The organism is Citrobacter sp. TBCP-5362 (genome assembly GCF_005406305.1).
Lineage (GTDB): Bacteria > Pseudomonadota > Gammaproteobacteria > Enterobacterales > Enterobacteriaceae > Citrobacter_B > Citrobacter_B koseri.
The window spans coordinates 3760881-3781055 of record NZ_CP040234.1; the positions used below are offsets into that span (position 1 = coordinate 3760881).

The window sequence follows — 20175 nt, forward strand, 5'->3', positions numbered from 1 at the left end:
CTTCGTCAAGTCGCCAATTGTCTGAATAGATTACGCGTTATGACATCTTTGCAGACACATCATTCACTTTTTATTCACAACCAGCGCGGAACTCGCTCGGGCTGGCCCCGGTACATTTTTTAAAGACGCGAGAGAAATAAAGCTGATCGTCAAACCCGACATTGCGCCCGACGGTGGCTATCGGCATCCGCGTCGTGCTGAGCAGCAGCTTCGCCTGGCTGATGCGCTGATCCTCGCGCCAGCTCAGTACGCTAATGCCTAACTGTTGGCGGAACAGGTGCGACAGGCGAGACGGCGACAGGCAGACATGCTGCGCTACGCTGGCAATATCAAACTGGCTGTCCGCCAGATGATCGCTGATGTACTGACAGGCATCGCGCACCCGGCTGTCCATCGGCGGATGCAACGATTCATTGATCGCCTCCATACGTCGCAGCAGAAGCTGCTCCAGCAGGTTAATCGCCAGCAGTTCAGAGTAGCGCCCTTCCCCCTGCCCGGCATTGATGATTTGACCAAAAAGCTCATTAAAACGCGGCTGGTGCGCTTCGTCAGGGCGGAAAAAACCGGTCTGCGCAAAAATCGTCGGCCAGGTGAGCCACTCCTGCCAGTAGGCGCGCGGTCGGAAGTACACCCACTGGTGATACCATTCGCTCGCATTGGGATGGCGACCGTAGTGGTGTACCTCGCCAGGCGGAAACAGCAAAATATCCCCCGGACGGCAGACAAACTGTTTGCCGTGGTTATTGATCACCCCTTCCCCGCGAATCGTAAGATTAAGGATATACCCCTTCATCCCCAGCGGGCGGTCGATAAAAAAATCCAGATAGCCGTTCGCCTCAATGGGCGTCAGCCCGGCAACCAGATGCGCATTAAACGAATAACCCGGCAGCAGGGGATCATTCTGCGTTTCAGCCATAAATTCAATACTCCCGGCGTTCTGAGAAGAAACCAATTGTCCATATTGAGTGAAACATCTTCACCTTCCCCTCTGCGCCCCGCCGTCATTGCGGTTACGGATCATCAACCCCGCTTGAGAAAAGAGATTTGTAACAAAGGCCGATTGCGAAGGCGATAAAAACGGGTAACAAAAGTGTCTATAACTACGACAGAAATGTCCACATTGAATATTTGCACGGCGTCACACTTTGCAATGCCATAGCATTTTAATCCATAAGATTAGCGGATCCTGCCTGACGGTTTTTATCCCCGCTATCTACTGTTTCTCCATACCTGTTTTTTTCGATGGAGTAAGACGATGGCGATTGCAATTGGCCTCGATTTTGGCAGTGATTCAGTTCGTGCTCTGGCGGTGGATTGCACCACCGGGGAAGAGATCGCCACCTGCGTAGAGTGGTATCCCCGCTGGCAGGAAGGGCGCTATTGCGACGCCCCGAACAACCAGTTCCGCCATCATCCACGCGACTACATAGAGTCAATGGAAGCCGCGTTGAAAAACGTCCTCGCGACCCTGAGCGCGTCACAGCGTGGCGAGGTGGTCGGCATCGGCGTCGACAGCACCGGCTCCACCCCCGCCCCCATTGATGCCGACGGCCACGTACTGGCGCTGCGTCCTGAGTTCGCCGAAAACCCGAATGCGATGTTCGTCCTGTGGAAAGATCACACCTCGGTCGAAGAAGCGGAAGCCATCACCCGCCTGTGCCATACGCCGGGCAAAACCGATTATTCCCGCTACATCGGCGGCATTTACTCCAGCGAATGGTTCTGGGCGAAAATTCTGCACGTTACACGTCAGGACAGCGCCGTCGCGCAGGCCGCCGCCTCCTGGATTGAGCTGTGCGACTGGGTGCCTGCCCTGCTCTCCGGCACCACGCGCCCGCAGGATATTCGCCGTGGTCGCTGTAGCGCCGGACATAAATCGCTGTGGCATGAGAGCTGGGGCGGTTTGCCGCCCGCCAGTTTCTTCGATGACCTCGATCCCATCATCAACCGCCACCTCGCCTGGCCGCTGTTTACCGACACCTTCACTGCCGATCTGCCGGTTGGCACGCTGTGCGCGGAGTGGGCGCAACGCCTCGGCCTGCCGGAAAGCGTGGTCATCTCTGGCGGCGCGTTTGACTGCCATATGGGCGCGGTTGGCGCGGGCGCGCAGCCGAATGCGCTGGTGAAAGTGATCGGCACATCGACCTGCGACATTCTGATTGCCGACAAGCAGAGCGTCGGCGACCGCGCGGTGAAAGGCATTTGCGGCCAGGTAGACGGCAGCGTCGTGCCTGATTTTATTGGTCTGGAAGCAGGACAATCGGCGTTCGGCGATATCTATGCCTGGTTTGGCCGCATTCTCGGCTGGCCGCTGGAGCAGCTTGCGGCGCAGCATCCTGAACTGAAAGACCAAATCGCCATCAGCCAAAAGCAGCTACTCCCGGCGCTGACCGAGGCGTGGGCGAAGAATCCATCGCTGGATCATCTGCCCGTGGTGCTCGACTGGTTTAACGGTCGCCGCACGCCGAACGCTAATCAGCGTCTGAAAGGGGTGATTAGCGATCTGAATCTCGCTACCGATGCGCCAGCGCTGTTTGGCGGGCTGATCGCCGCCACCGCCTTCGGCGCACGCGCCATTCAGGAATGCTTTACCGAACAGGGCATTGCCGTCAACAACGTGATGGCGCTGGGCGGCATCGCCCGTAAGAATCAGGTGATCATGCAGGCCTGCTGCGACGTGCTCAACCGTCCGCTACAGATTGTCGCCTCAGACCAGTGCTGCGCGTTAGGCGCCGCCATTTTTGCCGCCGTCGCCGCAAAAGCGCATGTCGATATCCCTGCCGCACAACAAAAAATGGCCAGCGCCGTAGAGAACACCCTGCAACCGCGCCCGGAACAGGCTCAACGCTTCGAACAGCTTTATCAGCGCTACCGGCAGTGGGCGGTCAGCGCTGAACAACACTATCTTCCGACTGCCGCCCCGGCGCCAAAAACCCCGGTCAGCCAGGCAACCCTGACCCATTAAGGACACGACAATGACGATTTTTGACAACTATGAAGTGTGGTTTGTGATTGGCAGCCAGCATTTGTATGGCTCTGAAACGCTGCGCCAGGTTACTCAGCATGCCGAACATGTGGTAAAGGCGCTGAATACCGAAGCAAAACTGCCCTGCAAACTGGTGCTGAAGCCGCTGGGGACGTCGCCTGACGAGATCACCGCGATTTGTCGTGACGCCAGTTATGACGATCGCTGTGCGGGCCTGGTGGTCTGGCTGCACACCTTCTCGCCCGCGAAAATGTGGATTAACGGGCTGAGTATTCTCAACAAGCCGCTGTTGCAGTTCCACACCCAGTTCAATGCCGCCCTGCCGTGGGACAGCATCGACATGGACTTTATGAACCTGAATCAGACCGCACATGGCGGACGCGAGTTTGGTTTTATTGGCGCGCGTATGCGTCAGCAGCACGCGGTAGTGACCGGTCACTGGCAGGATAAACACGCGCACGCGCGTATCGGCTCATGGATGCGTCAGGCGGTCTCCAGACAGGACACCCGCCACCTGAAAGTGTGCCGCTTTGGCGACAACATGCGTGAAGTGGCCGTGACCGACGGCGATAAAGTGGCGGCGCAGATCAAGTTCGGCTTCTCGGTGAATACCTGGGCGGTGGGCGACCTGGTGCAGGTCGTGAATGCGGTTAGCGACGGCGACATTAACGCGCTGGTGGATGAATACGAAAGCCGCTATACCCTGACGCCCGCGACGCAAATTCACGGCGACAAGCGGCAGAACGTGCTGGAAGCCGCGCGTATTGAACTTGGCATGAAGCGCTTTCTGGAACAGGGCGGCTTCCACGCGTTCACCACGACGTTTGAAGATTTGCACGGCCTGAAGCAGCTCCCAGGACTGGCCGTACAGCGCCTGATGCAACAGGGCTACGGTTTCGCTGGCGAAGGCGACTGGAAAACCGCCGCGCTGCTTCGCATCATGAAAGTGATGTCTGGCGGTTTGCCGGGCGGCACCTCATTTATGGAGGATTACACCTACCACTTTGAGAAGGGCAACGATCTGGTGCTCGGCTCGCACATGCTGGAAGTATGCCCGTCTATCGCGGTGGAAGAAAAACCGATCCTCGACGTGCAGCACCTCGGCATCGGAGGTAAAGACGCGCCCGCACGTCTGATCTTCAACACCCAAACCGGCCCGGCGATCGTCGCCAGCCTGATCGACCTCGGCGATCGCTATCGTCTGCTGGTCAACTGCATCGACACCGTAAAAACGCCGCATGACCTGCCGAAGCTGCCGGTCGCCAACGCGCTGTGGAAAGCCCAGCCGGATCTGACCACCGCATCCGAAGCGTGGATTCTCGCCGGTGGCGCGCATCACACCGTCTTCAGCCATGCGCTGGATCTGAACGATATGCGCCAGTTCGCAGAGATGCACGATATCGAAATCACCGTCATCGATAACGATACCCGTCTGCCCGCCTTTAAAGACGCGCTGCGCTGGAACGAAGTTTATTACGGTTTCAAACGTTAACAGTTGCCGGATAGCGGCGTAAATGCCTTATCCGGCCTACAGGTCGCACCAACCTCGTAGGCCGGATAAGCGCAGCGCCATCCGGCGTGGAGACAGCTATGTTAGAAGACCTCAAACGTCAGGTACTGGAAGCCAATCTGGCGCTGCCAAAACACAATCTGGTGACTCTCACCTGGGGGAACGTCAGCGCCGTCGATCGCGAGCGCGGCGTCTTCATCATCAAACCTTCCGGCGTCGACTACAGCGTGATGAGCGCAGAGGATATGGTGGTGGTCAGCATTGCCACGGGTGAAGTGGTGGAAGGAACGAAAAAGCCCTCCTCCGATACGCCGACCCACCGTCTGTTGTATCAGTCTTTCCCGTCGATTGGCGGCATCGTCCACACCCATTCGCGCCACGCGACCATCTGGGCGCAGGCCGGGCAATCCATCCCGGCGACGGGGACGACCCATGCGGACTATTTTTACGGCACGATCCCCTGCACGCGCAAAATGACCGATGCGGAGATCAACGGCGAATATGAATGGGAAACGGGCAACGTCATCGTTGAAACCTTTGCAAAACAGGGTATCGATGCCGCGCAGATGCCCGGCGTGCTGGTGCATTCACACGGTCCGTTCACCTGGGGCAAAAACGCCGAAGACGCGGTGCATAACGCCATTGTGCTGGAGGAGGTCGCCTGTATGGGCATCTTCTGCCGCCAGCTTGCGCCACAGTTGCCGGATATGCAGCAAACGTTGCTGGATAAGCACTACCTGCGCAAACACGGGGCGAAGGCCTATTACGGGCAGTAATGGATAGCCCGACGGCGCAACCACACCTGTATAAAACCACAGCAAAACGTTCCAAACCAGGCTATAATCATGCCTGGTTTTTTAATGAGTACGCAGCGTGGCGCAGGCAGGTTTTATTTTAACCCGGCACTGGCGGGATACCCCGCAAGGAACGGAGGTCTCATTCTGGCTGGCAACGGACACCGGTCCTTTGCAGGTCACGCTCGCGCCGCAGGAGTCGGTCGCGTTTATCCCTACGCATCAGGCCGCCCGCGTCACCTCGCTGCTGCGCACAGAAAACGGCTATCGCCTGACGCCGCTCAATTTGCAGGATTTTCATCGCCAGCCCGTCTCGGGGTTGTACTGCCGCTCTCACCGACAGCTGATGCGTCTGGAAAAACAGCTGAAAGAACAGGGCGTAACGGTCTATGAAGCCGATGTGCGCCCGCCGGAACGTTACCTGATGGAGCGGTTTATCACCGCTCCCGTTTGGCTGGAGGGCGACACAAAAGACGGCGCGATCGTCAATGCCCGCCTGAAACCGCACCCAGACTACCGTCCCCCGCTGAAATGGGTATCGCTGGATATTGAAACCACCCGACACGGCGAGCTGTACTGCATTGGCCTGCAAGGCTGCGGGCAACGCGTCGTTTTTATGCTCGGCCCGGCGAATGGCGATGCCTCGGCGCTGGATTTCCAGCTTGAGTATGCGGCGAGTCGCCCGCTGCTGCTGGAAAAACTCAACGACTGGTTTGCCCGGCACGATCCCGATGTGATCATCGGCTGGAACGTGGTGCAGTTTGATTTACGCATCCTGCAAAAACATGCCGAGCGCTATCGTATCCCTCTACGTCTGGGGCGCGACAACACCGAGCTGGAATGGCGCGAGCACGGTTTCAAGAACGGCGTGTTTTTCGCCCAGGCCAAAGGGCGGTTGATTATTGACGGCATTGAGGCGCTCAAATCCGCGTTCTGGAATTTCTCATCATTTTCACTGGAAACCGTGGCCCAGGAGCTGCTTGGCGAAGGGAAATCGATCGATAATCCCTGGGACAGAATGGACGAAATTGACCGCCGTTTCGCCGAAGATAAGCCCGCGCTCGCCACGTATAACCTCAAGGACTGCGAGCTGGTGACGCAGATTTTTCATAAGACGGAGATCATGCCGTTTTTACTGGAGCGCGCCACCGTTAACGGTCTGCCCGCTGACCGCCACGGCGGTTCTGTCGCCGCCTTCGGTCATCTCTATTTTCCCCGTATGCATCGCGCCGGTTACGTTGCACCGAATCTCGGTGAAGTCCCGCCGCATGCCAGCCCTGGCGGTTACGTAATGGACTCGCGCCCTGGCCTGTATGACTCCGTACTGGTGCTGGATTATAAGAGCCTGTACCCGTCGATCATTCGCACGTTCCTGATCGACCCGGTTGGGCTGGTGGAAGGGATGGCGCAACCGGACCCGACACACAGCACCGAAGGCTTTCTTGACGCCTGGTTCTCGCGAGAAACGCACTGTCTCCCGGAGATCGTCACGCAGATCTGGCACGGGCGCGATGAGGCCAAACGCCACGGCAATAAACCGCTGTCCCAGGCGCTGAAGATCATCATGAATGCGTTTTACGGCGTGCTCGGGACGACGGCCTGCCGCTTTTTCGATCCCCGACTGGCCTCGTCGATCACCATGCGCGGCCACGCGATCATGCGTCAGACCAAAGCGCTGATCGAGGCGCAGGGCTATGACGTGATCTACGGCGATACGGATTCCACTTTCGTCTGGCTGAAAGGCGCGCATTCTGAAGACGAGGCGGCAAGGATTGGCCGCGAGCTGGTGCGTCATGTGAATGACTGGTGGACGCAATCCCTGCAACAGCAAAAGCTGACCAGCGCGCTGGAATTAGAGTTTGAAACCCACTTCCGCCGCTTTCTGATGCCGACCATTCGCGGGGCGGACACCGGCAGCAAAAAGCGCTATGCCGGGCTGATTCAGGAAGGCGAGAAGCAGCGAATGGTATTTAAAGGGCTGGAGACCGTGCGCACCGACTGGACGCCGCTGGCGCAGCAATTCCAGCAGGAGCTTTACCTGCGTATCTTCCGCCAGGAGCCCTATCAGGAGTATGTCCGGGAAACCATCGATAACCTGATGACGGGCAAGCTGGATGAACAGCTGGTTTACCGCAAGCGACTGCGCCGCCCGTTGAGCGAATATCAGCGTAACGTTCCGCCGCACGTTCGCGCCGCCCGGCTCGCCGATGAACAAAACATCAAGCTGGGGCGCCCGGCGCAGTATCAGAACCGCGGCACGATCAAATACGTGTGGACGACTAACGGCCCTGAGCCGCTGGATTACCGGCATTCACCGCTGGATTACGAGCACTATTTAACCCGCCAGCTACAGCCGGTCGCAGAGGGAATACTTCCCTTCATCGATGATAATTTTGCTACACTACTCACAGGACAACTGGGGTTATTTTGACGCGTGACGAATGCGCCGCCATCCATTACCATAGCGCCCTTTCCATTCCTGGACCCAATTAACACTGCTGCCATTCTATTTTGGTAGCGGGTGATTATTGCCTGCAATTAAAGATATAGAGCCGAACATATATGCCTTTTACACTTGGTCAACGCTGGATCAGCGATACAGAAAGCGAACTGGGACTTGGAACCGTCGTCGCGATGGATGCGCGAACTGTCACCTTACTTTTCCCAGCGACAGGTGAAAACCGTCTGTATGCGCGCAGTGACTCCCCCGTGACCCGCGTGATGTTTAACCCTGGTGATACGATTACAAGCCATGAAGGCTGGCAGCTACAAATCGATGAAGTAAAAGAAGAAAACGGCCTGCTTGCCTATACTGGCACCCGCCTTGATACCGAAGAAACCGCCGTCACGCTGCGTGAAGTCCTGCTCGACAGCAAGCTGATTTTCAGTAAACCGCAGGATCGCCTGTTCGCCGGGCAAATCGACCGGATGGACCGATTCGCTCTGCGCTACCGCGCACGTAAATTTCAGAGCGAGCAGTACCGCATGCCGTGGAGCGGCCTGCGCGGTCAGCGCACCAGCCTGATTCCCCACCAGCTCAACATTGCCCATGATGTCGGTCGCCGCCACGCGCCGCGCGTCCTGCTGGCGGATGAAGTGGGCTTAGGAAAAACCATCGAAGCCGGGATGATCCTGCACCAACAACTGCTGTCTGGCGCGGCGGAACGCGTGCTGATCATCGTCCCGGAAACCCTGCAACATCAGTGGCTGGTTGAAATGCTGCGCCGCTTCAACCTGCGCTTCGCGCTGTTCGACGACGAGCGTTACACCGAAGCCCAGCACGATGCCTACAACCCGTTTGAAACCGAGCAACTGGTTATCTGCTCGCTGGACTTCGCGCGTCGCAACAAACAGCGTCTGGAGCATCTGTGCGACGCACAATGGGACCTGCTGGTCGTCGATGAAGCTCACCACCTGGTGTGGAGCGAAGACGCGCCAAGCCGCGAATATATGGCGATTGAACAACTGGCGGAACGCGTGCCTGGCGTCCTGCTGCTGACCGCAACGCCGGAACAACTGGGAATGGAAAGCCACTTCGCCCGTCTGCGTCTGCTCGACCCGAGCCGTTTCCACGACTTCGAACAATTTGTCGAAGAGCAAAAAAATTATCGCCCGGTCGCCGACGCCGTCGCCATGCTGCTGGCAGGCAACAAGCTGAGCAACGAAGAGCTGAACATGCTCGGCGACCTGATTGGCGAGCAGGACATCGAACCGCTGCTGCAAACGGCGAACAGCGACCGCGATGGCGCGCAGAATGCCCGCCAGGAGCTGGTCTCCATGCTGATGGACAGACACGGCACCAGCCGCGTACTGTTCCGCAACACCCGCAACGGCGTCAAAGGCTTCCCGAAACGCGAGCTGCACACCATCAAGCTGCCGCTGCCAACGCAATATCAGACGGCGATTAAAGTCTCCGGCATTATGGGCGCGCGTAAAAGCGCGGAGGACAGAGCGCGCGATATGCTCTACCCGGAGCAGATTTATCAGGAATTCGAAGGGGATAGCGGCACCTGGTGGAACTTCGACCCGCGCGTGGAGTGGCTGATGGGGCATCTGACCAGCCACCGCTCGCAGAAAGTGCTGGTGATCTGCGCGAAAGCCGCCACCGCGCTGCAACTGGAGCAGGTGCTGCGCGAGCGCGAAGGCATTCGCGCCGCCGTATTCCATGAAGGCATGTCCATTATTGAACGCGACCGCGCCGCCGCGTGGTTTAGCGAAGAAGACAGCGGCGCGCAGGTTCTGCTGTGCTCGGAAATTGGTTCTGAAGGCCGTAACTTCCAGTTCGCCAGCAACCTGGTGATGTTTGACCTGCCGTTTAACCCGGATTTGCTGGAGCAGCGTATTGGCCGTCTGGACCGTATCGGCCAGGCGCACGATATTCAGATCCACGTTCCGTATCTGGAAAAAACCGCGCAGTCCGTGCTGGTTCGCTGGTATCACGAAGGGCTGGATGCCTTTGAGCACACCTGCCCGACCGGTCGCGCCATCTACGATACGGTGTATCACGATCTGATCGCTTACCTGGCGACGCCTGAAAACACCGACGGTTTTGACGCGCTGATCAAAACCTGCCGCGAGCAGCACGAAGCGCTGAAAGCGCAGCTGGAGCAAGGGCGCGACCGTCTGCTGGAGATCCACTCTAACGGCGGCGAGAAAGCGCAGGCGCTGGCAGAGAGCATTGAAGAACAGGATGACGACACCAGCCTGATCGCCTTCGCCATGAACCTGTTTGATATCGTCGGGATTAACCAGGATGACCGTGGTGAGAACCTGATTGTACTGACGCCTTCCGATCATATGCTGGTGCCGGACTTCCCTGGCCTGCCGGAAGATGGCTGCACCATTACGTTCGAGCGTGATGTGGCGCTGTCGCGTGAAGATGCGCAGTTTGTTACCTGGGAACATCCGCTGATTCGCAACGGCCTGGATCTGATTCTGTCTGGCGATACCGGCAGCAGCACGATTTCACTGTTGAAAAACAAAGCGTTGCCGGTGGGAACGCTGCTGGTGGAACTGGTGTATGTCGTTGAAGCGCAGGCGCCGAAACATTTACAGCTTAACCGTTTCCTGCCGCCGACGCCGGTGCGCATGCTGCTGGATAAAAACGGCAATAACCTGGCCGCGCAGGTGGAGTTTGAAACCTTCAACCGCCAGCTGAGCGCCGTTAACCGTCATACCGGCAGCAAGCTGGTCAACGCGGTTCAACAGGACGTACACGCGATTCTGCAACTGGGCGAAGCGCAGGCGGAGAAATCGGCCCGGGCGCTGATCGACGCCGCGCGTAGCGAAGCGGATGAAAAACTGTCTGCCGAACTGTCGCGTCTGGAAGCGCTGCGCGCCGTTAACCCGAACATCCGTGATGATGAACTTGCGGCGATCGACAGCAACCGTCAGCAGGTAATGGAAAGCCTGGATCAGGCCAACTGGCGTCTGGATGCCTTGCGTCTTATCGTCGTCACGCATCAGTAACGGAGCAAAAAATGGGGATGGAAAACTACAATCCGCCGCAGGAGCCCTGGCTGATTATCCTGTATCAGGATGAGCACATTATGGTGGTCAACAAGCCCAGCGGCTTGTTGTCCGTGCCGGGCCGCCTTGAGGAGCACAAAGATAGCGTGATGACGCGTATTCAACGCGATTATCCGCAGGCGGAGTCAGTGCATCGTCTGGATATGGCGACCAGCGGCGTGATTGTAGTGGCGCTGACCAAAGCGGCGGAACGGGAGCTGAAACGCCAGTTCCGCGAGCGTGAACCGAAAAAACAGTACGTTGCGCGCGTGTGGGGGCATCCAGCCCCTGCCGAAGGGCTGGTTGATTTACCGCTGATCTGCGACTGGCCGAACAGGCCGAAACAGAAAGTGTGCTATGAGACAGGTAAGCCTGCGCAAACCGGGTATGAGGTGGTGGACTTCGCTGCGGATAACACCGCACGGGTGGTGCTTAAACCGATTACCGGGCGTTCTCATCAGCTACGTGTGCATATGCTGGCGTTGGGACACCCCATTCTCGGCGATCGCTTCTACGCGTCGCCAGAAGCGCTGACGATGGCGTCGCGTCTGTTGCTGCATGCCGAAACGCTAACCATCACCCATCCCGCGTATGGCAACAGTATGACCTTTAAAGCCCCGGTAGATTTTTAAATTCTGTGCCCATTTGTGCCGGGGGCGCTTCGCTTGCCCGGCCTACCGTTCTCAACGTAGGCCGGATAAGACGCTTTACGTCGCCATCCGGCAAAACCATTATTTAAAACCTTTCTGCTCTTTAATCATTTCATACGCTTTCTGAATTTCCTGCGCTTTTTGCTTCGCCATCTCCATCATCTCCGGCGGCAACCCTTTTGCGACCAGTTTGTCCGGGTGGTGCTCGCTCATCAGTCTGCGATACGCGCGTTTAATGGTTGTCGCATCATCTGTCGGCTTAACCCCCAGCACGTTGCAGGCATCTTCCAGCGTAGGGCCACGCTGCGCCTGCTGCCAGCCGCCGCCGGCCTGCTGTTGCTGATAACCGCCGCCAAACTGCGCCCCGCCCTGCATCATGCGTAAGAACTGATCGAACTGAGCGCGGGAAATCCCCAGCTCCTCGGCGATAACGTACAGCACTTCCCGCTCGTTCGGGTGGAGCGTTCCATCCGCAAACGCCGCCTGAATCTGAATTTCCAGAAACATCCGTATCAGATCAAACCGCCCAAAGCAGACGCTGCGAAACTGGCGCATTTTTTCACGTAACGGGTAATTATCCGATTTTCCCACGCGAAACGCGTGTTGGGCGGCGGTACGTGATTCGCCGTGTAAGTTCATCCGGTCCATCAACTGGCTGGCAATATGAATATCCGCTTCCGTCACGCGCCCTTTCGATTTGGTTAAATGCCCCATGACCTCAAAAGTGGTGGCGAAAAACAGTGCCTGCCGTTCACGCTGATTGGCGAACCACGCCATTTTGCGGCTGCGGGCTTTGTCGAACATGTGGCCTATCAGCAGACCTAATACCACGCCCCAGAAGCCGCCTCCCATCATCAGCGCCACTGCGACACCTACAATCTTTCCCCAGTACTGCATAGACTCCCCAAATCTTTACGCTGACAGTGAGGCTATGTCCCACAATATAGAGTGCTTTTCCTGGAATGAAGGCTGCGGTCAATTGTGGGACATCGCCTATAATTTGCATTATCATACCTGTCATTCAATGCCGTGCCTAACACCACAGACACATACCCATTGGATTTCACGTTGCAGCAAGACCGCCGCACAGCCGCCAGACGCTTATCCAGGCAAGTCGCCGGGGCATGTGAATAACGTCCACGAAAGCGCAACCTGAAAGACGACGGGTAGAAAAGGGACAGGATTAACACTAGCGTAGTGAAGATGAGTACGTTAGTCTCTGACCGTTTGTCACGCGCAACGCTACTGATGATGGAACAATAAATACAACGTATGAAAAAACGTATTCCCACTTTCCTGGCCACCATGATCGCCAGCGCCCTTTATAGTCAGCAGGGCCTGGCCGCCGACCTTGCCTCGCAGTGCATGTTGGGTGTGCCAAGCTACGACCGTCCTCTGGTGAAAGGCGAGACGAACGAATTACCCGTGACGATCAACGCCGATCACGCGAAAGGGAACTACCCGGACGACGCGGTATTCACCGGTAATGTCGATATCAACCAGGGTAACAGTCGCCTGCAAGCTGACGAGGTGCAACTCCATCAAAAAGAGGCGCCAGGCCAGCCGGAACCGGTGCGTACCGTCGATGCGCTCGGCAACGTCCATTATGACGACAATCAGGTTATTCTGAAGGGGCCGAAAGGCTGGGCGAACCTGAACACCAAAGACACAAACGTGTGGGAAGGCGACTACCAGATGGTCGGCCGTCAGGGGCGCGGGAAAGCGGACCTGATGAAGCAGCGTGGCGAAAACCGCTATACCATTCTGGAAAATGGCAGCTTTACCTCCTGTCTGCCAGGCTCCGATACCTGGAGCGTTGTGGGCAGCGAAGTGATTCACGATCGTGAAGAGCAGGTAGCGGAAATCTGGAACGCCCGTTTTAAACTGGGTCCGGTTCCCGTGTTTTACAGCCCTTATTTACAGCTGCCGGTCGGTGACAAACGCCGCTCCGGTTTCCTGATCCCGAACGCGAAGTACACCACCAAGAACTATTTTGAGTTCTACCTGCCGTATTACTGGAACATCGCGCCCAATATGGACGCCACCATTACGCCGCATTATATGCACCGTCGTGGCGGTGTCATGTGGGAGAATGAGTTCCGCTACCTCAGCCAGGCGGGCGCGGGTTTAATGGAGTTCGATTATCTGAATTCCGATCGCGTTTACGACGATGAGCATCCGAACGACAGCAACTCCCGTCGCTGGTTGTTCTACTGGCGTCATGGCGGCGTGATGGATCAGGTATGGCGCTTTAATGTCGACTATACCAAGGTCAGCGACTCCAGCTACTTCAATGACTTTGACAATAAGTACGGTTCCAGTACCGACGGTTACGCCACGCAGAAATTCAGCGTCGGCTATGCCGTGCAGAACTTTGATGCCACGGTGTCAACCAAACAGTTCCAGGTATTCAGCGATCAGAATACCAGCAGTTACTCCGCTGAGCCGCAGTTAGACGTTAACTTCTACCAGAATGACGTTGGTCCATTCGATACGCGTATTTATGGCCAGGCCGTGAAGTTTGTAAACACCCGAGACAACATGCCGGAAGCGACTCGCGTTCACCTGGAGCCAACCATCAATCTGCCGTTATCGAATCAGTGGGGCAGCATCAATACTGAAGCGAAGCTGCTGGCGACGCACTACCAGCAAACCAATCTGGACTCGTACAACAACAATTCGCGAAACGTCAATAAACTCGATGAGTCGGTTAACCGCGTAATGCCGCAGTTCAAAGTCGACGGCAGGATGGTGTTTGAACGCGATATGACGACGTTGGCGCCGGGTTACACCCAGACGCTGGAGCCGCGCGCGCAGTATCTGTACGTTCCCTATCGTAACCAGAGCAGCATCAATAACTACGACTCCTCATTATTGCAGTCCGACTACAGCGGCCTGTTCCGCGACCGCACATATGGCGGTCTGGACCGTATCGCCTCCGCAAACCAGGTCACGACCGGCGTCACATCGCGTATTTATGATGATGCCGCAATTGAACGTTTTAATGTTTCCGTGGGTCAAATCTACTATTTCACGGAGTCTCGCACCGGCGATGACAACATAACCTGGGAGAATGACGACAAAACGGGCTCACTGGTTTGGGCGGGCGACACCTACTGGCGTATCTCCGACCGCTGGGGACTGCGTAGCGGCATTCAGTACGACACGCGTCTGGACAGCGTCGCGACCAGCAGCAGTACGATCGAATACCGTCGCGATGAAAATCGTCTCTTACAGTTGAACTACCGTTATGCCAGCGCGGAATATATTCAGGCTACGCTGCCGTCTTATTCCACTGCGGAGCAGTATAAAAACGGGATTTCCCAGGTCGGGGGCGTTGCCAGTTGGCCGATTGCCGATCGTTGGTCTATCGTAGGCGCTTACTACTTTGATACCAATGTGAATAAGCCTGCCGACCAGATGCTCGGCGTGCAGTACAACTCCTGCTGCTATGCGATTCGCTTCGGTTATGAGCGTAAGCTGAACGGTTGGGATAACGATAAAGAACACGCTGTTTATGACAACGTGATCGGCTTTAACATTGAATTGCGTGGTCTGAGCTCCAACTACGGTCTCGGCACCAAAGAGATGTTGCGTTCGAACATTTTGCCGTATCAAAGCTCTCTGTGATTTGATTGATTTACCACGTAATCCGCATTGCGGTTAATTGAAATGGAAAAAGTATGAAGAACTGGAAAACGCTGCTTCTCGGTATCGCCATGATCGCGAATACCAGTTTCGCTGCCCCGCAGGTAGTCGATAAAGTCGCAGCCGTCGTCAATAACGGCGTCGTGCTGGAAAGCGACGTTGATGGCTTAATGCAATCAGTAAAACTTAATGCGGGTCAGGCTGGTCAGCAGCTTCCTGATGATGCCACGCTACGTCATCAGATCCTGGAACGTTTGATCATGGATCAAATCGTTCTCCAGATGGGTCAGAAGATGGGGGTGAAAATCTCTGATGAACAGCTGGATCAGGCTATCGCCAATATCGCTAAACAGAACAACATGACGCTGGACCAGATGCGCAGCCGTCTGGCTTACGATGGTCTGAGCTACTCGACCTACCGTAGCCAGATCCGCAAAGAGATGATCATCTCCGAAGTGCGTAACAACGAAGTGCGCCGTCGCGTCACCATCCTGCCGCAGGAAGTGGATGCGCTGGCCCAACAGGTCGGTAACCAGAACGATGCCAGCACAGAGCTGAACCTGAGCCACATTCTGATCCCGCTGCCGGAAAACCCGACGTCGGATCAGGTAAGCGAAGCGGAAGCCCAGGCGCGTTCGATTGTTGATGAAGCGCGTAACGGCAGTGATTTCGGCAAACTGGCGATCACCTACTCCGCCGACCAGCAGGCGCTGAAAGGCGGCCAGATGGGCTGGGGACGTATTCAGGAGCTGCCGGGCATTTTCGCGCAGGCGCTGAGCACGGCGAAAAAAGGCGACATCGTTGGCCCGATTCGTTCCGGCGTTGGCTTCCACATTCTGAAAGTGAACGATCTGCGCGGCCAGAGCCAGAGCATCTCCGTCACTGAAGTTCATGCCCGCCATATTCTGCTGAAACCCTCGCCGATCATGACCGATCAACAGGCGCGCCTGAAACTGGAAGAGATCGCAGCAGACATTAAGAGCGGCAAAACGACCTTTGCCGCCGCAGCGAAAGAGTTTTCACAGGACCCAGGTTCTGCCAACCAGGGCGGCGATCTGGGCTGGGCGGCAGCGGATATTTTCGATCCTGCCTTCCGCGACGCGCTGACCCGCCTCAACAAAGGCCAGATGAGCGCCCCGGTGCACTCCTCCTTTGGCTGGCACCTGATCGAACTGCTGGATACGCGTAACGTTGATAAAACCGACGCGGCGCAGAAAGACAGAGCTTACCGTATGCTGATGAACCGTAAGTTCTCGGAAGAAGCGGCGACCTGGATGCAGGAACAACGCGCCAGCGCTTACGTTAAAATCCTGAGCAATTAATGGCTACTGTTCAACGCGTTGTTATCACTCCCGGCGAACCCGCCGGGATTGGTCCTGACTTAGTCGTTCAGCTCGCACAGCGTGAGTGGCCGGTCGAGCTCGTCGTCTGTGCAGATGCCCGTCTGTTAACCGACCGGGCCGCGTTGCTCGGTTTGCCCCTCTCGCTTCTTCCCTACTCGCCAAATCACCCTGCAAAACCGCAATCCGCCGGCACGCTGACCCTGTTGCCGACAGCGCTTCGCGCTCCTGTCACCCCAGGTCAACTCAGCGTTGAGAATGGGCAGTATGTGGTGGATACGCTGGCGCGCGCCTGCGACGGTTGTCAGCAAGGGGAATTTGCGGCGCTGATCACCGGGCCGGTTCACAAAGGCGTCATCAATGACGCTGGCGTACCGTTTACCGGACACACGGAGTTTTTTGAAGCGCGTTCGCAGGCAAAGAAAGTGGTGATGATGCTGGCCACCGAGGAGCTGCGGGTCGCGCTGGCGACAACGCACCTGCCGTTAAGAGCGGTTGCCGACGCCATTACGCCCGCTTTGCTGCATGAGGTGATCGGCATTCTGCATCATGATTTACGCACGAAATTCGGCCTTGCCGATCCGCATATTCTGGTGTGCGGGCTAAATCCGCATGCGGGTGAAGGCGGCCATATGGGAACCGAAGAGATCGACACGATCGTTCCGGTACTGGATGATCTGCGCGCTCAAGGGATGCGCTTAAGCGGCCCTTTGCCCGCCGACACGCTTTTCCAGCCTAAATATCTCGATCATGCCGATGCCGTGCTGGCGATGTACCACGATCAGGGTCTCCCCGTGCTAAAATACCAGGGATTTGGTCGCGGCGTGAATATCACGCTGGGCCTGCCTTTTATTCGAACATCCGTAGACCACGGCACCGCGCTTGAACTGGCGGGTCGGGGGCAAGCGGATGTCGGCAGTTTTATTACGGCGCTTAATCTCGCCATCAAAATGATTGTTAATACCCAATGAATAATCGAGTCCATCAGGGCCACTTAGCCCGTAAACGCTTCGGGCAAAACTTTCTCAACGATCAGTTTGTGATCGACAGTATTGTCTCCGCCATTAACCCGCAAAAGGGTCAGGCAATGGTCGAAATCGGCCCCGGTCTGGCAGCGCTGACGGAGCCTGTCGGCGAACGTCTGGACCAGCTCACGGTGATCGAACTTGACCGCGATCTGGCCGCGCGCCTGCAAACGCACCCGTTTTTGGGGCCGAAACTGACGATTTATCAGCAAGATGCCATGACCATGAACTTTGGCGAGCTGTCTGAGAAGATAGGTCAGCCGCTGCGCGTATTCGGCAACTTGCCCTACAACATCTCCACTCCGTTGATGTTCCACCTCTTTAGCTATACTGATGCCATTGCCGACATGCACTTTATGTTGCAAAAAGAAGTGGTCAATCGTCTGGTTGCAGGGCCGAACAGTAAGGCGTATGGTCGATTAAGCGTCATGGCGCAATATTATTGCCAGGTGATCCCGGTGCTGGAAGTGCCACCATCCGCCTTCACGCCGCCGCCTAAAGTCGATTCCGCCGTTGTGCGTCTGGTGCCTCACGCGACGATGCCGTATCCGGTGAAAGACATACGCGTGTTGAGCCGCATCACCACCGAGGCGTTTAACCAGCGTCGTAAAACGATTCGCAACAGCCTCGGCAATCTGTTCAGCGTCGAGGTGCTGACGGAACTGGGCATTGACCCGGCATTGCGAGCGGAAAATATCTCTGTCGCGCAATATTGCCAGATGGCGAACTATCTGTCAGAAAACGCGCCTTCGAAGGAGAGTTAAGCATGATCAATTCGCCCCGAGTGTGTATTCAGGTTCAGAGCGTCTACATTGAAGCGCAATCTTCACCTGATGATGAACGTTACGTATTCGCATACACGGTAACCATCCGCAATTTGGGGCGAGCGCCAGTGCAGTTGTTGGGGCGTTATTGGCTGATAACCAATGGTCATGGCCGCGAAACCGAAGTACAGGGCGAAGGTGTGGTTGGCGTGCAGCCGCACATCGCGCCCGGAGAAGAGTACCAGTACACCAGCGGCGCCGTTATTGAAACGCCGCTGGGCACCATGCAGGGTCACTACGAAATGATCGATGAAAAAGGCGTCGCCTTTACTATCGATATTCCCGTGTTCCGACTCGCCGTTCCAACACTTATTCATTAAAACTAAAGCAATGGCAACATACCTCATTGGCGACGTTCACGGTTGCTACGACGAACTGATCGCATTGTTACACCAGGTGGAATTTACCCCCGGTTCAGATACCCTGTGGCTTACCGGCGATCTGGTCGCTCGCGGCCCTGGTTCTCTGGAAGTGCTCCGCTACGTGAAATCACTGGGCGACTGCGTGCGTCTGGTGCTTGGCAATCACGATTTACATCTGTTGGCCGTCTTTGCGGGCATTAGCCGCAATAAGCCGAAAGACAGGCTGACTCCGCTGCTGGAGGCGCCAGACGCCGACGAACTGCTCAACTGGCTGCGCCGTCAGCCGCTGTTGCAGGTCGACGAAGAGAAGAAGCTGGTGATGGCGCATGCGGGCATTACGCCGCAGTGGGATTTACAGACAGCGAAAGACTGCGCGCGCGATGTTGAAGCCGTACTGTCGAGCGACTCCTATCCCTTCTTCCTCGACGCGATGTACGGCGATATGCCGAACAACTGGACGCCGGAGCTAACGGGTCTGGCGCGGCTGCGTTTTATCACGAATGCCTTCACCCGTATGCGTTACTGTTTCCCGAACGGCCAACTGGATATGTACAGCAAAGAGTCGCCGGAAAACGCCCCTGCGCCGCTGAAACCCTGGTTCGCCATTCCGGGACCGGTTAGCGAAGCATACAGCATTGTCTTTGGTCACTGGGCGTCGCTGGAAGGTAAAGGGACGCCGGAAGGCATTTATGGTCTGGATACCGGCTGCTGCTGGGGCGGGGATTTAACCTGCCTGCGTTGGGAAGATAAGCGCTACTTCGTGCAGCCGTCGAATCGTCATCTTGATTCAGGCAAAGGCGAGGCGGTAAACGCCTGAGCGTTATTTTGTAGGCCGGATAAGGCGTTTACGCCGCTATCCGGCATTCACGCCACATTATTGCCTGATGGCGCTTCGCTTATCAGGCCTACAAATCCGCATTACAACATGCCGGATTAACGACGCTCCAGAATCTCGAAGCAGTAGCTATGAGAATTCTGCTCATCGGCGTCGTGGAACTCGCTGAAGACCGATTCCCAGTCATCCGGTTCGTAGTCCGGGAAATGGGTGTCCCCTTCCACTTCGGCATCAATATGCGTCAGATACAGTTTCTGCGCTTTCGGCAAGAACTGTTCGTACACGCGTCCGCCGCCAATCACCATAATCTCTGGCGCATCGCCGCAGGCGGCAATCGCTTCATCGACCGATTTCACCCACTGCACGCGATCGTCAGTGCCAGGCTGGCTGCTGATGACGATGTTTTTACGCCCCGGCAGCGGTCGTCCGATGGATTCCCAGGTATGGCGCCCCATAACCACAGGCTTGTTTAAGGTGTTACGTTTAAACCAGGCGAGATCGGCAGGCAGGTTCCACGGCATGGCGTTTTCCATGCCGATAACGCGATCTACCGCTAACGCCGCAATCAGACTGATCATTGAATATTTCCTGGATACAAAAAATTGTCGCCACTATACGGAAAGAGCAATCTTTCGTCGACTAACGAAAAGAGGAATAGCACGAAAATTTTCCGTTCTGCTGGCAACCCGACTT

The 20175-nt window shown here is 56.5% G+C and carries 15 protein-coding genes; 12 read left to right on the plus strand and 3 right to left on the minus strand.

From position 1 onward, the window contains the following. Positions 1-70 precede the first annotated feature (70 nt). Positions 71-916 carry an arabinose operon transcriptional regulator AraC gene (gene araC / locus FD428_RS17915; protein WP_012134104.1) on the minus strand — a complete coding sequence of 282 codons (846 nt, stop codon included), beginning with the start codon at positions 914-916 and terminating at the stop codon, positions 71-73. A gap of 339 nt (positions 917-1255) precedes the next feature. On the opposite strand from araC, the gene araB reads away from it, so the two are divergent. From araB to rluA, 6 genes are all read left to right on the plus strand, one after another. Beyond that, positions 1256-2965 carry a ribulokinase gene (gene araB, locus FD428_RS17920; protein ID WP_114847963.1) on the plus strand — a complete coding sequence of 570 codons (1710 nt, stop codon included), beginning with the start codon at positions 1256-1258 and terminating at the stop codon, positions 2963-2965. 10 nt (positions 2966-2975) lie between these two features. Beyond that, positions 2976-4478, plus strand: coding sequence for an L-arabinose isomerase (gene araA / locus FD428_RS17925; protein WP_047458964.1), 1503 nt, complete (start codon positions 2976-2978; stop codon positions 4476-4478). Between the two features lie 98 nt (positions 4479-4576). Continuing rightward, complete coding sequence (gene araD, locus FD428_RS17930) at positions 4577-5272, plus strand: L-ribulose-5-phosphate 4-epimerase (RefSeq protein WP_114847964.1); 696 nt, start codon at positions 4577-4579, stop codon at positions 5270-5272. Between the two features lie 97 nt (positions 5273-5369). After that, positions 5370-7721 (plus strand): DNA polymerase II, encoded by a 2352-nt coding sequence (gene polB, locus FD428_RS17935; RefSeq protein ID WP_047458970.1) that lies wholly within the window; start codon positions 5370-5372, stop codon positions 7719-7721. Between the two features lie 131 nt (positions 7722-7852). Beyond that, the gene (gene rapA, locus FD428_RS17940) at positions 7853-10759 is read left to right on the plus strand and encodes an RNA polymerase-associated protein RapA (RefSeq protein WP_114847965.1); all 2907 of its coding nucleotides are present in this window, start codon (positions 7853-7855) and stop codon (positions 10757-10759) included. A gap of 11 nt (positions 10760-10770) precedes the next feature. After that, a complete protein-coding gene (rluA, locus tag FD428_RS17945; RefSeq protein WP_114847966.1) occupies positions 10771-11430 on the plus strand; it encodes a bifunctional tRNA pseudouridine(32) synthase/23S rRNA pseudouridine(746) synthase RluA in 660 nt (219 codons plus the stop codon). Positions 11431-11529: 99 nt separating this feature from the next. Here rluA and djlA read toward each other — a convergent pair whose 3' ends face one another. After that, on the minus strand, positions 11530-12345 hold the full coding sequence (djlA, locus tag FD428_RS17950; RefSeq protein ID WP_114847967.1) for a co-chaperone DjlA: 816 nt from the start codon (positions 12343-12345) through the stop codon (positions 11530-11532). A gap of 375 nt (positions 12346-12720) precedes the next feature. Between djlA and lptD the strand changes: the two genes are divergently transcribed. Genes lptD through apaH form a run of 6 tightly spaced genes read left to right on the plus strand, consistent with a single transcriptional unit; the run spans position 12721 to position 19464 of the window. After that, the gene (lptD, locus tag FD428_RS17955) at positions 12721-15078 is read left to right on the plus strand and encodes an LPS assembly protein LptD (RefSeq protein WP_049011438.1); all 2358 of its coding nucleotides are present in this window, start codon (positions 12721-12723) and stop codon (positions 15076-15078) included. 53 nt (positions 15079-15131) lie between these two features. Beyond that, a complete protein-coding gene (gene surA / locus FD428_RS17960; protein WP_047458976.1) occupies positions 15132-16418 on the plus strand; it encodes a peptidylprolyl isomerase SurA in 1287 nt (428 codons plus the stop codon). Then, positions 16418-17407 carry a 4-hydroxythreonine-4-phosphate dehydrogenase PdxA gene (gene pdxA / locus FD428_RS17965; protein WP_114847968.1) on the plus strand — a complete coding sequence of 330 codons (990 nt, stop codon included), beginning with the start codon at positions 16418-16420 and terminating at the stop codon, positions 17405-17407. Before surA ends, pdxA begins: the two co-directional genes overlap by 1 nt. Beyond that, positions 17404-18225: a 16S rRNA (adenine(1518)-N(6)/adenine(1519)-N(6))-dimethyltransferase RsmA gene (gene rsmA / locus FD428_RS17970; protein WP_049011436.1), complete on the plus strand. Its 822-nt coding sequence runs from the start codon at positions 17404-17406 to the stop codon at positions 18223-18225. The genes pdxA and rsmA overlap by 4 nt, the downstream gene beginning before the upstream one ends. A 2-nt stretch (positions 18226-18227) precedes the next feature. Next, on the plus strand, positions 18228-18605 hold the full coding sequence (gene apaG / locus FD428_RS17975) for a Co2+/Mg2+ efflux protein ApaG (RefSeq protein ID WP_012134116.1): 378 nt from the start codon (positions 18228-18230) through the stop codon (positions 18603-18605). Positions 18606-18615: 10 nt separating this feature from the next. Then, positions 18616-19464 (plus strand): bis(5'-nucleosyl)-tetraphosphatase (symmetrical) ApaH, encoded by an 849-nt coding sequence (gene apaH, locus FD428_RS17980; RefSeq protein WP_012134118.1) that lies wholly within the window; start codon positions 18616-18618, stop codon positions 19462-19464. 116 nt (positions 19465-19580) lie between these two features. On the opposite strand, the gene folA is transcribed toward apaH, so the two are convergent. Further along, a complete protein-coding gene (gene folA / locus FD428_RS17985) occupies positions 19581-20060 on the minus strand; it encodes a type 3 dihydrofolate reductase (RefSeq protein WP_012134119.1) in 480 nt (159 codons plus the stop codon). Positions 20061-20175: the final 115 nt, after the last annotated feature.

Bases quoted from the DNA above. Each gene is read 5' to 3' on its own strand.
- rluA (WP_114847966.1), top strand. From the start codon at position 10,771: ATGGGGATGGAAAACTACAATCCGCCGCAGGAGCCCTGGCTGATTATC.
- rsmA (WP_049011436.1), top strand. From the start codon at position 17,404: ATGAATAATCGAGTCCATCAGGGCCACTTAGCCCGTAAACGCTTCGGG.
- araB (WP_114847963.1), top strand. From the start codon at position 1,256: ATGGCGATTGCAATTGGCCTCGATTTTGGCAGTGATTCAGTTCGTGCT.
- djlA (WP_114847967.1), bottom strand. From the start codon at position 12,345: ATGCAGTACTGGGGAAAGATTGTAGGTGTCGCAGTGGCGCTGATGATG.
- surA (WP_047458976.1), top strand. From the start codon at position 15,132: ATGAAGAACTGGAAAACGCTGCTTCTCGGTATCGCCATGATCGCGAAT.
- araD (WP_114847964.1), top strand. From the start codon at position 4,577: ATGTTAGAAGACCTCAAACGTCAGGTACTGGAAGCCAATCTGGCGCTG.
- apaH (WP_012134118.1), top strand. From the start codon at position 18,616: ATGGCAACATACCTCATTGGCGACGTTCACGGTTGCTACGACGAACTG.
- rapA (WP_114847965.1), top strand. From the start codon at position 7,853: ATGCCTTTTACACTTGGTCAACGCTGGATCAGCGATACAGAAAGCGAA.
- folA (WP_012134119.1), bottom strand. From the start codon at position 20,060: ATGATCAGTCTGATTGCGGCGTTAGCGGTAGATCGCGTTATCGGCATG.
- apaG (WP_012134116.1), top strand. From the start codon at position 18,228: ATGATCAATTCGCCCCGAGTGTGTATTCAGGTTCAGAGCGTCTACATT.
- lptD (WP_049011438.1), top strand. From the start codon at position 12,721: ATGAAAAAACGTATTCCCACTTTCCTGGCCACCATGATCGCCAGCGCC.
- araA (WP_047458964.1), top strand. From the start codon at position 2,976: ATGACGATTTTTGACAACTATGAAGTGTGGTTTGTGATTGGCAGCCAG.
- araC (WP_012134104.1), bottom strand. From the start codon at position 916: ATGGCTGAAACGCAGAATGATCCCCTGCTGCCGGGTTATTCGTTTAAT.
- pdxA (WP_114847968.1), top strand. From the start codon at position 16,418: ATGGCTACTGTTCAACGCGTTGTTATCACTCCCGGCGAACCCGCCGGG.